This is a genomic window from Pseudomonas sp. 15C, assembly GCF_055484735.1.
The window spans coordinates 57,327-69,586 of the sequence record NZ_JBUDGD010000007.1 but is presented as its reverse complement, the minus strand read 5'-3'; the positions used below and the strand labels follow the sequence as shown (position 1 = coordinate 69,586).

Genomic DNA, 12,260 nt, shown 5'->3' with positions numbered 1-12,260 from the left:
GCGGCTTGCGGCGGCTACACAATGCGCAGCAGGCAAATCAGTTTTGCCTTACAGCCTTGCGCGCTCAGAGCCGTCAGACGTTTCCCGCAAAACAACCTCAAGCCGCTGAAAAACGCGGCCCGAACAGGATCACGCTGGCGCCGATCACGCATAACGCCACGCCGATCCAGTCAGAGCCCAACGGGCGCGCTCGCTCGACCACCATCAGCCAGCCAATCGAAGCGACGATGTAGATTCCGCCGTAAGCGGCATACGCGCGCCCGGCGTAGTTGGCTTCGACGCGGGTCAGCAGGAGTGCGAACAGCGTCAGACTCAACAGTGCCGGAATCACCCACAGCGCACTTTTGCCCTGGCGCAGCCACATGAAGAAGGCGAAACAACCGGCGATCTCGAACAGCGCCGCGAGGAAGAACCACAAGTAATTGAGCATCGATGCGTCTCGACAGGGTGACCATTGCGGCCACCCTAACGACGCCGTCTGCTGCGGGCAAGTTCAGCCGTTGTTCTGTTTGGCCTTGGCGCGCATTTTTTCGGCCATGCTGGTCATTTCGTTATAGAGCAACTGCGGGTTCTTCTGCTTGATCGCCCAGGCCATGCGCCCTTGTTCGTGGGGCAGGATCATGAATTCACCGGCGGCCACTTGCCGGTAGATGTAGTCGGCGATATCCGCGGCGGTGATCGGCGAACTTTCCAGCAACTTGCCCACCTGGGCCTTCATCGCCGGAGTCGGCCCGCGGAACGAATCGAGCAGGTTGGTCTGAAAGAACGACGGACAAACCACGTGCACACCGACTTCCTGTTGCGCCAGCTCAATCAACAGACTTTCCGAAAGCGCCACCACACCGGCCTTGGCCACGTTGTAGTTGCTCATCGCCGGCCCCTGCATCAGCGCCGCCATGGAAGCGATGTTGATGATCTTGCCTTTGCTCTGTTCGAGCAGCGGCAGGAACGCCTTGCAGCCCTTGACCACGCCCATCAGATTGATTGCGATCTGCCAGTCCCAGTCTTCCAGCGACAACTCGCTGAAGAAACCGCCAGAGGCCACGCCGGCATTATTGACGATGATGTCGATGCCGCCGAGTTTCTCTTCACACGCTTGGGCGAACGCTGTGAGCTGGCTGTAATCGCGCACATCGCAGCGCTGCACAAAACCGTCACCGCCGGCCTCGCGGACTAGTTTGAGGGTTTCCTGCAGGCCCGGTTCGCTGACGTCGGACAGCGCCAGTTGCCAGCCCTCACGCGCCCAGCGCAGTGCGATTTCGCGGCCCAGACCGGAGCCCGCGCCAGTGATCATCATGCGATTTTGCATAGCAGACAGCCTTGTTGTTCCGGGAAAGATGCGCCGAGTGTAGCGAACGTTCGGCCACCACCCACGCTCCATCAGATTGCTGAATGGTGAGTGCAAACCGGGGCGCGTTGGATTCAATGAGGGCGAGTAAGTTCTGAACTAGCCGGGCGAAAAAAAGAAATAAGCCTGCAATCCAAATACATTAAAAAAACATGGAATTTTTTCCACTTGGCACAAGTCGGAACTTGTAAGCCGGCTGGAATTACTTGGTATCCAGTCGCCCTTGAACATCAAGACTTCTCGACATTACCAACAAGGAAATCGACATGGGCACAATTCTTATCATCATCCTGATCCTGTTGCTGATCGGTGGTCTGCCGGTCTTCCCGCACTCCAGAAGTTGGGGTTATGGTCCGTCGGGCATCATCGGTGTCGTACTGGTCGTGCTGTTGGTGTTGTTGTTACTCGGCAAGATATGACGATTTAAAGCTGAAAAAAAAAGAGGCCCTGTTCAGGGCCTCTTTTTTATTGCGCGTTTTTTAACAGCAATCAGTCCGGCTTGCCGTGAATCACACCGGCGGTGTTATCCAGCAGGCTCTTGGTCGCGGTTTGCAGGAACGCTTCCAGCTTGAGTTTCAGTTCGGCGGTACGCGGTGCATTCGGCACTACTTCGGCATGCGGATTGGCACCGAGTTGGTATTGCCAGATTTTCGGCCCCATGTCCTTGTCGCGCGGCAACACCAGAATCTGGTCGGCGGTGACAATCGCCGTGGTCTGCTCGCTGCCCGATGGCTTGATCACACCGAAACCGGTATCGCCCTGCGGCAGATTGAGCAGGTCGCGGCCCCAGCACTGGTGGCGCACTTCCCCACCGAGACGGCCCATGATGGTCGGCACGATGTCGATCTGCGTGCCGACGGTGTGGTCACGCGTACCGAACTTCTGCTGGATGCCCGGGGCGATCATCAACATTGGCACGTTGAAGCGGCCCAGGTCCATTTCGGTGATCTGACGCTCGTTGCCAAAGCCGTGGTCGCCGACGATGACGAACAGGGTTTCGTTGAAGTACTTCTCCTTGCGCGCCTTCTCGAAGAACTGGCCCAGCGCCCAGTCGGAGTAGCGCATGGCAGTCAGGTGTTCGTTGAGGCTGCCACGGTCAGTCACGCGCTCGACCGGCAATGGCGTCGGCAAGGCGTATGGCGTGTGGTTGGACAGGGTTTGCAGCAGCGCGTAGAACGGCTTGCCGTTTTCCCGCGCCTTCAGCTCCTGCAGGCCACGGTCGAACATGTCCTGGTCGGACACGCCCCACGTCGGGTCGGAGAACACCGGATTGACGAAGTCGTTGCGGCCGACGAAGTTGGTCATGCCCTGGTTGCTGAAGAAGCCCGACTGGTTGTCCCAGGCAAAATCGCCGTTGTAGACGTACACGTCGTCGTAGTCACGCGCACTGAGCAACTGCGGCAGGCCGGACAGCTTGTGGCTGCCTTCCGGGGTCTGCATCAGGTACTCGAAACCCGGCAGGTTGGGGAAACAGGCCATGGTCGCGAACATGCCCTGGTGGGTGTGCGTGCCGTTGGAGAAGAAGCGGTCAAACAGCAGGCCTTCCTTCGACAGTTTGTCCAGATACGGCGTGATATTGCCCGGCGCGCCCAGCGCACCGACCGAGTGGCCGGCCATGCTTTCCATCAGGATCACGACGACGTTCTTGATCGGCAGGGTCTTGTCGGCCGGCGGCATGTAGTCACGGCGCACCGCAGCGATGTCGGCGTCGACCAGTTTATCGTCCGGCATCAGCAACATGTCGCGCACCACTTTTTGCGCCTGTTCCTGCGGCAGAGTGGCTTTCCAGATGTTGTCGCGGTCTTCGCCCATGCGCGCCTTGGCGGCAGCGATCAACGACAGCGTGCCGTTGAGGCCGAGCTGGTTGGCGAAGTTGGAATCGGTGGTGTACACATCGCCCCAACGCATTGGCGGGCCCTGACGCAAGGTGCCACGAGCGGCGACTACGCAGATCAGCAGGCAGACCACGAACACCGCCAGACGGGTGTACCACGGCGCGACCTGACGCGAGCTGACACTGCCGCCACTGAACGGCCCGCGCGGGCGGGTGGCGCGGTCGGCGCCCTTGAACGCCAGGGTCAGAATGACTGTGCCGATGACCCACGCCAGCAGGTAGCGAACCACCGGGAAACCGTACCAGAGCATGCTCATCACGGTTTTCGGGTCTTCTTTCACGTACTGGAAAACCAAACCGTTGAGGCGCTGGTGGAACTCGCGGTAGAAGTCCATCTCCATCAGGCCGAGGAACAGCGCGATGCTCGAGGCGATGGTCAGCCACAGACGGAAGAAGCCGCGCGCGGCCATGGCCCGGGCGCTGAACAGCGCCAGCACCAGCGGAATGCACAGATACACCACCAGACGCAGATCAAAGCGCAGACCGTTGACGAACGCTTCCAGAAAGGTCGCGGCCGGGGTGTCGAGGATCATCTCGCGGTTGTAGACCAGCAGCGCGAGGCGCAGCACGGAAAACATCACCATCATGACCAGCGCACAAAGCAGCGTGTAGGCCAGATGCGATTTGACGGTCGGTTGCAGCAGGCGACTGGAAGATCGCTGCTGATTCAGGGCGTCCGGGTTTGCCATGTCGTTTTAGGACCCATTGGAAAGTTGAAGTTGCAAAGAATAAAGCGGCGCCAAGCCCTCTATTGGTCATTCCAGACCCCGGGGCGTGCGCGGTGCGCAAATGTTGCACGATCACCCGCACCATTGCCATTGATTACTGCTGCGCTGCCAGATGCTTTCATCTAGAGCCCTGACAGCGAGGCAACAGGGCGGGCGAATTGTCGGGAAGACTTTGTGAAAATTTCGTCCAACGCATATCTGGAAACACAATAAAGCCGGAAACGAAACGCCCCGAATCAATCGGGGCGTTTATTTCAAAGTGCGCGGATTATTTCTCGGCGCGCTGTTTCAAGGCTTTGAGGGTATTGAATGGCGCATCGACCACGAACTTGTTGGCAACCATGGCCGGCACGCTGCCGCCCGGTTCGGTGTGCACTTGATAGGTCACTTCGACCTGATCGCCTTTGGGCACGAACTTCCAGAACCCCTTGACTTGCTGAACCCGGACGAAGCCTTTTTCTTCCGGGAGATAAGTTGGCACGCCTTCAAGATTGCGGGTCAGGCTGCCATCGGCGCCTTCGACGGTGGTGATGCGCAACACCGAATCACGCGGAGTGACCGGCCACGGCGTGTTGAACTGGGTGTAGGTCCAGCTCTGGTCGCCCTCGTGCTTGAGCAGTTTCTGGGTCTTGCATTCGTGAATCCAGGTGCAGGCACCGGCGACGTCTTCCTGCAGCGCGCGCAATTTGGCGATGGTGGTCTTCATCAGCGCGACGCCCTGGTAGGACTTGTAGTCCGAGCCGGGTATCTCGCTCAGCGAGACCTTGATGCCGTCCTCGTTCTTGGCGACCTTCCAGTCTTCAGCCTGAGCAACCGAGGTGGCCAGCACAGCGGTCAAACCACACAAGAGAGCAATACGATGCAGCGAACCCATAGTCTTTTCCTTATTGTTGAAGTTCCGTTGCCTTGACACATCACGCCGCGGTCATGGCTTCCCACCAACCGATCAGCCTGATCGCTTCTTCGGCGCTGCTGCCACAGACTTCAACGTCTGCAGCGAAGCCTGCGCAGACTGGCGGACGCTCCGGGCGGCCGAAAATGCTGCACAGGTTATCGACCGACAGCTGCACGCAACGTTCGCCGGCAGGTTTGCCATCGGGCATGCCGGGAATCGGCGAACTGATGGACGGGGCAATGCAGCAAGCGCCACAGCCTTCACGGCATTTCATGACGAACAATCCTCGCGACGGGCGATGTGTAAAGAGACGGGAAACAGAGTAACCGCTAGAACGGCTGTTTCAAATTGTCTGCGGCGGGTTTTCAGCGATAAGTGAAAGTGACTGACCAGTCTCCGACAAAGCGTCTGTTCTGCGGGTCACAGCCAAGCGTCATTTACTGTTTGAATTCAAAGTCCAGCGCCGCGCCTTCGACTTCACGGCGTTCGTCATTGCGCAGTTGCAGCTGCATTTCGTTGCTGAGCAGACGCCCGTTGAGCTGGAAGCCGCTGTCTTTTTCGCCAAACATCTGCGGCAGAATCGCCTCGCGTTTGGGCAGTTCCACCGTGCCCTTGGGCTTCAACTCTTCAACCATATCCCTGGGGAGGCTGAGGTCGAGCTTCGCCTTCGGCAATCGGGTTTTCGCGACTTCGCTGGCGGGTTTCGATTTCGAGGCTACCGGGCGGCGCTTCTTCACCGTGGCGGCTTTTTTCGACTGGGCTTTCTTGGCGGGTGCCGCGGTTTTCGCGGTTTTCTTGCTCGTACTGGTCGCGGCCGGTTTTTCCTGGGTGGCAGCCGCCATGACACTCGGCACCTGACCGATCATCAACAAACCCAGCAAAACCCACGCGGCAGGAACAATCGCTTTCATGGACCCAACGAACTAACGGCAGAGGGCCACATGCTCGCTCGTTGTGCGCGACAAGACAAGCCTGACCTGCCGCTCGTTCAGAATCCGCCAGCGGTTTCCTGACACAGCTGGGTCGCCAACAGTCCTAGCGTCATCAACGCCCGTTCCGCCTCGCGGTTCCACGGAATGCCGCAGTTCAAGCGGATACAGTGGTTGAACTGCTCGGTGTTACTGAAGATCAGCCCCGGCGCAATACTGATGCCCTGCTGCAACGCACGCACATGCAATTCTTGCGTGTTGACCCGTCCCGGCAAACTCACCCAAAGGATGAAACCGCCCGTGGGCCGGGTCATTTGCGTGCCTTCGGGAAAGTGCTGCTGCACCGCCAACTGGAAGGCGCTGAGGTTTTTCCGGTATTCCTGGCGGATGTACCGTAAATGCCGGTCATAGCCACCGTTTTCCAGATAAGCGGCAATCGCCATCTGCGTGACACTGCAGGCCGAATGCGTGCTGAAGGTCTGCAAACGCTGGATTTCCTGCTGATACTTGCCAGCGATCATCCAGCCGATGCGCACACCCGGCGACAGGGTCTTGGAAAAGCTCGAACAGTAAATCACCCGATCGAGGCGGTCATAGGCCTTGAGCGCTTTGGTCTTGCCCTGCTCGAACATCAGCTCGCCGTAGATATCGTCCTCGACAATCTGAATATCGAAATCCGAGGCCAGCCGCAGCAGTTGTTTCTGCCGCTCTTCGGGCATGGTGCCGCCCAGCGGATTGCTCAGGCGAGTGGTCAGCACCAATGCCTTGATCGACCATTGGTTGGCCGCCAGTTGCAACGCTTCCAGGCTCATGCCGGTGGCGGGATCGCTGGGGATTTCGATGACTTTGAGACCGAGCAGATCGGCCAGTTGCAGCAGACCGTAATACGTCGGGGATTCAGCAGCGATCAGATCCCCCGGCCGGGTCAACACCCGCAACGACATTTGCAGGGCATCGACACAACCGTGAGTGATCACCACTTCAGACGGATCGACCACCACCCCAGCGTCGCGCATGCGAATCGCCACCTGCCGACGCAGCGGTTCAAAACCAGGACTGAACATGTAACTGAAAGCGCGCGGACTATGGAAACGCGTGACCTTGGCCAATTGCTGGTGCAACGCACGCACCGGCAAGTAATCGACACTCGGCACCGCCGCACCCAGCGGAAACACCCCTTCACGACGCGACTCAACCAAAACCTGCTGAATGATACTGCTGCGCGTCACCAGCCCCGGCCGCTCAACCCGCGCAATGTCCGGCGTCGGCGCCGTCAGCGCCGGCGTCTGGTGCACGTAATAACCCGACTGCGGCCGCGCCCGGATCAAGCCCTGATCCTCAAGATTGGCGTAAGCCTGCAACACCGTTGCATGACTGACATTGAGCTGCGAACTCATCTTGCGCACCGAAGGCACCCGCTCCCCCGGCTGATAAACGCCACGCCGAATATCCTCGGCCAGCTGCTGAGCAATACGTTGGTAGAGCAAGAGATTGGTCATGACGCAGCACTCGATTTCACGGGCGATTTTATTCTTGTGCGAAACAATACCGGAACAGTTTAGAAGTGTACTGGGACAGTTGTCACTTTAGTCGACGATACAGTGCGGTGTCTGCGGGACTGTGCTGTTTTTTTGAGAAGTGGTCGAGGAATGTGGCTCAAGATCAAAAGCCCCTCACCCTAGCCCTCTCCCGGAGGGAGAGGGGACTGATCGTGGTGATTGGAAGGCATACGCCAACATGCGATACCGAGTCGAATGCAATATTCGAAACCAACCAAGATCGGCTCCCTCTTCCTCGGGAGAGGGCTGGGGTGAGGGGCGAATCCACCACAACCCCCAAGCCAACCACCCGCTTCTAACCACTCATTACAATGAGCGCCAGCTCGAGTGCTCTTGATCTTGATTTTGCCTAACCAGCGACATCGGAAGGCTGAGCGCAGGGATCGATCCGGGCGTGGGAGCGCAGCGACCGTACGACGCAGTCGTACACAGCGGAAGTAGGTGCAGCGAAGCAAACCGTAGCCGCTGCGCCCGGATCGGTCCCGGAGCGAAGGAACCCGAGCCTGCGAGGGCCGAACGCAGGAGCAAGCCTTTTTGGGCACTTTTTCGGCGTCTGGAAAAAGTGCCTCGCCGTAAGGGCGAAACCGCCAGCCGCATCCCCAAAAAACGGATATTCACTCAAAAACCCAAGAGCCTGGTCGGCCCAGAGGCCGCCAAGGCCAACCTAACGAGCCGCCCCGAGCTGCCCCTTTTCATCAGAAAAAACAATCTCAACCCGACGATTCTGCGCCCGCCCACGCTCGGAAGCGTTGGCGTCTACAGGGTACTCATCCCCATACCCCTCAACCTGAATCCGCTTGTCATCAATGCCCAGGTCAATCAACACATCCGCCACGGACTGCGCCCGGTCACGCGACAACTTGAGATTCTCCTGCTTGCCCCCGGTACTGTCGGTATAACCCTCGATCCGCACCACACGCTTGGGATTCAACTGCAGAAACTGCACAATCTTCAGCACCACACGATTGGCCGAATTCTTCAGCTCCGCCTCACCGGTATCGAACAGCACATCGCCCAGCGTCATCACCAGACCCCGATCAGTCTGCGTAGTCGCCAACGCAACGATCTGCTCCTCAAGCCATTTGCCCTGCTGTTGCACACTCAACAACTTCGATTCGCGCAAGGCCAGTTGCAGACGTTGGCGCTCCAGCTCCAGCTTGGCTGCGCGCTCTTCGTTGAGCACCTGATTGGTATGCTCACGAGCAATTTCGCTGTAACGCTGGCTCAGATAAGCGTAATGCACAACGTCCGAACCGCTGCCCCAATAGGTCGACAGGCGATCGGCGCGGGCCAAAGACTCACCGGCACGAATCACGTCTTTCGGCGCGATACGCAACACGTTCGAATCTTCCTTGACCTTCTGAAAGTCGCTGCCAGCCTGCTGCAACGCCGTTTCACTGTGCTGTCCGGCGCAGCCAGAAAGGCTGGCGCAACCGACAAGGATCAGGCCGCCGAGGATTTTCACTGACAGGTTCATTGGGCATTCCCCAGTTGCTTGCGCAGTCGGGTGATGCGGGTGTTCAGTACATTCAATTGCTCTTCACTTTTCTGGGTCAGCACCTTGGCTTCGGCCAGCCGGGCGTCCAGTTCAGCCTGCTCGGCGCGCATCCGCGCGTTGCGGTAAGACTGGTCAGCCATGTTGCCTCTGGCGCGGGTGTACTTGGTTTCTGCCAGTTTCATATCCGGCACTTCGTCGGCCGTGGCGCCAACGGCCTTGGCCTGAGTGATGGCCTGCTCGGTCAGACGCATTTGTTCGATGGGTGCCGGATCGGTCGCGCAACCGGCCAGAGCCAGAACGGCCACGGCCGCGAAAAGAGGTCGAATACTCACTAAGAATCCCTACTGTTTGGGGGCACTGACGGGTTGTGGCGGCTGTTGCTGCTGCGCCTTCCAGCGCTCGATATTGCGTTGCAGCGCGGCTTCCGTCAGTCCGGACGCGGGCAATTCTGTCATCTTTTTGGCTAGCTGTCCGCGCAACCACGGATCGTTGCATGCCGAATTATGGGAAACCGCAAGGAACAGACCGGGGCGATCAATGGGTTGCTCGAACGCCAGCAGATCGTTGGTCATACCCAGCGCCTGCGCGGCCGCCATGCCCGAATAGCGGCCGGCGAGTACATATTCCACCTCACCGAGGAGCAATTTCTGCAGGGCCTGAGTGAGGTTGGCTGTCTTGGTCAGGGTCAGATTCTGCTCAGCGAAAATACCGAATGCCTGGGTCATCCGCGACTTTTCCGACAGCGCGCCGGCATGCCCGTGCAGATCTCTGGCGTCGCTGTAAACCAGCGTAGAGCCTTTGCGGGTCCAGACCAGATAGTCGTTTTCCAGCAGCGGTGGATGAATGTAATCGAGGGTTTCCAGCTCGTTGAGGGTCAGCGGCGCGTCGGCCAGCAGGTCCATGCGCCCGCTGCGCACCTCATCAAGGGCTTGCGCGCGTTTGCCGGCATACAGCAGATCGATTTTGATGCCGAGGTCTTTGCCGACTTGCTGCAACAGGTCGGCACTGGCACCGATCAGCCGTTTCGGGTTTTGCGGGTCCTGCCACAGGTACGGTGGCGCATCGGGGCTACCGGTGACGACGAGGCGCTCGCACTTGCCCGCCGCTGATGCCACCACGGGCAACAGGGCCAGACCCAACAACCATCCGCAGCGCAGATCCATGGCAACACGCCCCCACTCAAATTCAAGACAAAAAAAACCCGACCAAACGGTCGGGCTCTTTATAAGTGAAGCGGCTGGATTAGACCAGCTTCTCCAGCTCGGGTACCGCTTCGAACAGGTCAGCCACGAGGCCGTAATCGGCCACCTGGAAGATCGGCGCTTCTTCGTCCTTGTTGATCGCAACGATCACTTTGGAGTCTTTCATGCCGGCCAGGTGCTGGATCGCGCCGGAGATACCGACGGCGATGTACAGCTGTGGCGCAACGATCTTGCCGGTCTGACCGACCTGCATGTCGTTGGGTACGAAACCTGCGTCGACCGCGGCGCGCGAAGCACCAACGGCAGCGCCTAGCTTGTCGGCCAGAGCGTACAGGTGCTTGAAGTTGTCGCCGTTCTGCATGCCGCGGCCGCCGGAAACGACGATCTTGGCAGCAGTCAGCTCTGGACGATCGGACTTGGCCAGCTCTTCGCCAACGAAGCTCGAAATGCCCGCATCGTGCGCAGCGCCAACGGCTTCAACAGCCGCCGAACCGCCTTCAGCAGCAACCGGGTCGAAACCGGTGGCACGCACGGTGATCACTTTGATCGCGGCGGTCGATTGCACGGTAGCGATGGCGTTACCGGCGTAGATCGGGCGCTTGAAGGTGTCAGCGCTTTCGACCGAGATGATCTCGGAGATCTGGTCAACGTCCAGCGCAGCAGCAACGCGCGGCAGGATGTTTTTGCCGTTGGAGGTGGCGGCAGCCAGGATGTGGCTGTAACCAGCGCCCCCGCCTTCATGGGCAAGAGCTGCAACCAGCGGAGCAACGTTTTCCGGCAGCTGATGCGCGTAAGCGGCATTGTCAGCGTTGAGGACTTTGCTCACGCCAGCGATCTTCGCAGCGGCTTCGGCCACCGGGCCTGCGCCCTGACCGGCCACCAGGACGTGGATGTCGCCGCCGATTTTGGCAGCGGCAGCCACGGTGTTCAGCGTGGCCGGAGCCAGCACTTTGTTGTCGTGTTCGGCGATTACCAAGATAGTCATGATTAGATTACCTTCGCTTCGTTTTTCAGTTTCTCGACCAGTTCAGCCACCGACTTGACCTTGATGCCCGCGCTGCGTGCAGCCGGCGCTTCGACTTTAAGGGTCTTGTTGGTGGAGGCGGTGGAAACGCCCAAAGCGTCCGGAGTCAGCGTCTCGAGAGGCTTCTTCTTGGCTTTCATGATGTTTGGCAGGGACGCGTAGCGCGGCTCGTTCAAACGCAGGTCGGTGGTGACGATGGCCGGCAGTTTCAGCGAAACGGTCTGCGCGCCGCCGTCGATTTCGCGGGTCACGGCAACCGTGTCGCCGGAGACTTCGACTTTCGAGGCGAACGTACCCTGACCGTAGCCGCTCAGTGCAGCGAGCATCTGGCCGGTCTGGTTGTTGTCGCTGTCGATCGCCTGTTTGCCGAGGATCACCAGTTGCGGCTGTTCCTTGTCGACCACAGCCTTGAGCAGCTTGGCCACAGCGAGGGAAGTCAGATCTTCAGCGGATTCGACGAGGATGGCACGGTCGGCACCCAGAGCCAGTGCGGTACGCAGCTGTTCCTGAGCAGTGGTCGGGCCGATGGAGACGACGACGATTTCAGTCGCAACGCCCTTCTCTTTCAGGCGTACGGCTTCTTCCACTGCGATTTCGCAGAACGGGTTCATCGACATCTTGACGTTGGCGAGATCGACGCCGGAATTGTCCGCCTTGACGCGGACCTTGACGTTGTAATCCACAACGCGTTTGACAGCTACAAGAACCTTCATGGATTCCTCGTTACTCTCCGGTGAAAAGAAAGTCGCCTAGGCGAACCTGGCGGTTGATGCTCATCAGGCTAAAGGGCACCTCTAAAAACGCCGACGTGGCTGCAATTGGCTTGGGTTGTGAATGCCGCTGACCGTTCGTCAGCGGTGACCGACCAGTCGTGGATTTCCAAACCGTGCGAGCGGCGCGAAAAATTGCGCTGCGCTTCACCCTTTACTGCCCGCGCCCTGTCTTTAGACGTGCTCCTGAAAGCGCCAGTCTGCTTACGACCAGCGCAAAACCGCCCGTATCTTGACCGGAACGCCTATTCCGGTCAATACAGCAAAATGACCACTCATAAGCCGCGCTTCTTTGATTTCTCTGGGCTGGAGGCAATTCAAACAAACGTTTGTATTGGACGCTGAGAGTGGTGTAGATATAATGCGCCGCCTAGAGAGAAAGGTGGGTTTTCCGTTATTCCCCTTGACGTTAA

Annotated in this window: 13 protein-coding genes; 1 reads left to right on the top strand and 12 read right to left on the bottom strand. The window is 58.9% G+C overall.

Annotation, left to right across the window (positions count from 1 at the left end; translation table 11 throughout):
- Positions 1–97: 97 nt before the first annotated feature.
- Together ACYYKW_RS06265 and ACYYKW_RS06260 are read right to left on the bottom strand one after the other, a co-directional pair.
- The gene (locus tag ACYYKW_RS06265) at positions 98–430 is read right to left on the bottom strand and encodes a YnfA family protein (RefSeq protein ID WP_090285115.1); all 333 of its coding nucleotides are present in this window, start codon (positions 428–430) and stop codon (positions 98–100) included.
- A gap of 63 nt (positions 431–493) precedes the next feature.
- Positions 494–1,309: an SDR family oxidoreductase gene (locus tag ACYYKW_RS06260; protein WP_090285117.1), complete on the bottom strand. Its 816-nt coding sequence runs from the start codon at positions 1,307–1,309 to the stop codon at positions 494–496.
- A 299-nt stretch (positions 1,310–1,608) separates the two neighbouring features.
- Here ACYYKW_RS06260 and ACYYKW_RS06255 point away from each other — a divergent pair, with 299 nt between their 5' ends.
- On the top strand, positions 1,609–1,767 hold the full coding sequence (locus ACYYKW_RS06255; protein WP_172833327.1) for a DUF3309 family protein: 159 nt from the start codon (positions 1,609–1,611) through the stop codon (positions 1,765–1,767).
- 70 nt (positions 1,768–1,837) lie between these two features.
- On the opposite strand, the gene ACYYKW_RS06250 is transcribed toward ACYYKW_RS06255, so the two are convergent.
- The 10 genes from ACYYKW_RS06250 to ACYYKW_RS06205 form a co-directional block, all read right to left on the bottom strand.
- Complete coding sequence (locus tag ACYYKW_RS06250) at positions 1,838–3,931, bottom strand: LTA synthase family protein (protein WP_093099475.1); 2,094 nt, start codon at positions 3,929–3,931, stop codon at positions 1,838–1,840.
- Positions 3,932–4,238: 307 nt separating this feature from the next.
- Positions 4,239–4,844: an START domain-containing protein gene (locus tag ACYYKW_RS06245; RefSeq protein WP_464989670.1), complete on the bottom strand. Its 606-nt coding sequence runs from the start codon at positions 4,842–4,844 to the stop codon at positions 4,239–4,241.
- A gap of 40 nt (positions 4,845–4,884) precedes the next feature.
- Positions 4,885–5,139, bottom strand: a complete 255-nt coding sequence (locus ACYYKW_RS06240; protein ID WP_090285123.1) for a YkgJ family cysteine cluster protein — start codon at positions 5,137–5,139, stop codon at positions 4,885–4,887.
- Between the two features lie 163 nt (positions 5,140–5,302).
- Positions 5,303–5,776 carry a translation initiation factor 2 gene (locus ACYYKW_RS06235; RefSeq protein WP_093099469.1) on the bottom strand — a complete coding sequence of 158 codons (474 nt, stop codon included), beginning with the start codon at positions 5,774–5,776 and terminating at the stop codon, positions 5,303–5,305.
- Between the two features lie 77 nt (positions 5,777–5,853).
- Complete coding sequence (locus ACYYKW_RS06230) at positions 5,854–7,293, bottom strand: aminotransferase-like domain-containing protein (protein WP_090285127.1); 1,440 nt, start codon at positions 7,291–7,293, stop codon at positions 5,854–5,856.
- 724 nt (positions 7,294–8,017) lie between these two features.
- Positions 8,018–8,830, bottom strand: a complete 813-nt coding sequence (locus ACYYKW_RS06225; RefSeq protein WP_203418963.1) for an OmpA family protein — start codon at positions 8,828–8,830, stop codon at positions 8,018–8,020.
- Entirely contained in the window at positions 8,827–9,183 is a 357-nt protein-coding gene (locus ACYYKW_RS06220) for a DUF4398 domain-containing protein (RefSeq protein WP_464989669.1), read from the bottom strand. Before ACYYKW_RS06220 ends, ACYYKW_RS06225 begins: the two co-directional genes overlap by 4 nt.
- 9 nt (positions 9,184–9,192) lie before the next feature.
- Positions 9,193–10,014, bottom strand: coding sequence for a substrate-binding periplasmic protein (locus ACYYKW_RS06215; RefSeq protein ID WP_464989668.1), 822 nt, complete (start codon positions 10,012–10,014; stop codon positions 9,193–9,195).
- A gap of 79 nt (positions 10,015–10,093) precedes the next feature.
- On the bottom strand, positions 10,094–11,038 hold the full coding sequence (locus ACYYKW_RS06210) for an electron transfer flavoprotein subunit alpha/FixB family protein (RefSeq protein WP_090285135.1): 945 nt from the start codon (positions 11,036–11,038) through the stop codon (positions 10,094–10,096).
- A 2-nt stretch (positions 11,039–11,040) separates the two neighbouring features.
- Positions 11,041–11,790, bottom strand: coding sequence for an electron transfer flavoprotein subunit beta/FixA family protein (locus ACYYKW_RS06205; protein ID WP_090285137.1), 750 nt, complete (start codon positions 11,788–11,790; stop codon positions 11,041–11,043).
- Between the last annotated feature and the right edge of the window lie 470 nt (positions 11,791–12,260).

Bases quoted from the DNA above. Each gene is read 5' to 3' on its own strand.
- ACYYKW_RS06265 (WP_090285115.1), bottom strand. From the start codon at position 430: ATGCTCAATTACTTGTGGTTCTTCCTCGCGGCGCTGTTCGAGATCGCC.
- ACYYKW_RS06260 (WP_090285117.1), bottom strand. From the start codon at position 1,309: ATGCAAAATCGCATGATGATCACTGGCGCGGGCTCCGGTCTGGGCCGC.
- ACYYKW_RS06250 (WP_093099475.1), bottom strand. From the start codon at position 3,931: ATGGCAAACCCGGACGCCCTGAATCAGCAGCGATCTTCCAGTCGCCTG.
- ACYYKW_RS06245 (WP_464989670.1), bottom strand. From the start codon at position 4,844: ATGGGTTCGCTGCATCGTATTGCTCTCTTGTGTGGTTTGACCGCTGTG.
- ACYYKW_RS06240 (WP_090285123.1), bottom strand. From the start codon at position 5,139: ATGAAATGCCGTGAAGGCTGTGGCGCTTGCTGCATTGCCCCGTCCATC.
- ACYYKW_RS06235 (WP_093099469.1), bottom strand. From the start codon at position 5,776: ATGAAAGCGATTGTTCCTGCCGCGTGGGTTTTGCTGGGTTTGTTGATG.
- ACYYKW_RS06230 (WP_090285127.1), bottom strand. From the start codon at position 7,293: ATGACCAATCTCTTGCTCTACCAACGTATTGCTCAGCAGCTGGCCGAG.
- ACYYKW_RS06225 (WP_203418963.1), bottom strand. From the start codon at position 8,830: ATGAACCTGTCAGTGAAAATCCTCGGCGGCCTGATCCTTGTCGGTTGC.
- ACYYKW_RS06215 (WP_464989668.1), bottom strand. From the start codon at position 10,014: ATGGATCTGCGCTGCGGATGGTTGTTGGGTCTGGCCCTGTTGCCCGTG.
- ACYYKW_RS06210 (WP_090285135.1), bottom strand. From the start codon at position 11,038: ATGACTATCTTGGTAATCGCCGAACACGACAACAAAGTGCTGGCTCCG.
- ACYYKW_RS06205 (WP_090285137.1), bottom strand. From the start codon at position 11,790: ATGAAGGTTCTTGTAGCTGTCAAACGCGTTGTGGATTACAACGTCAAG.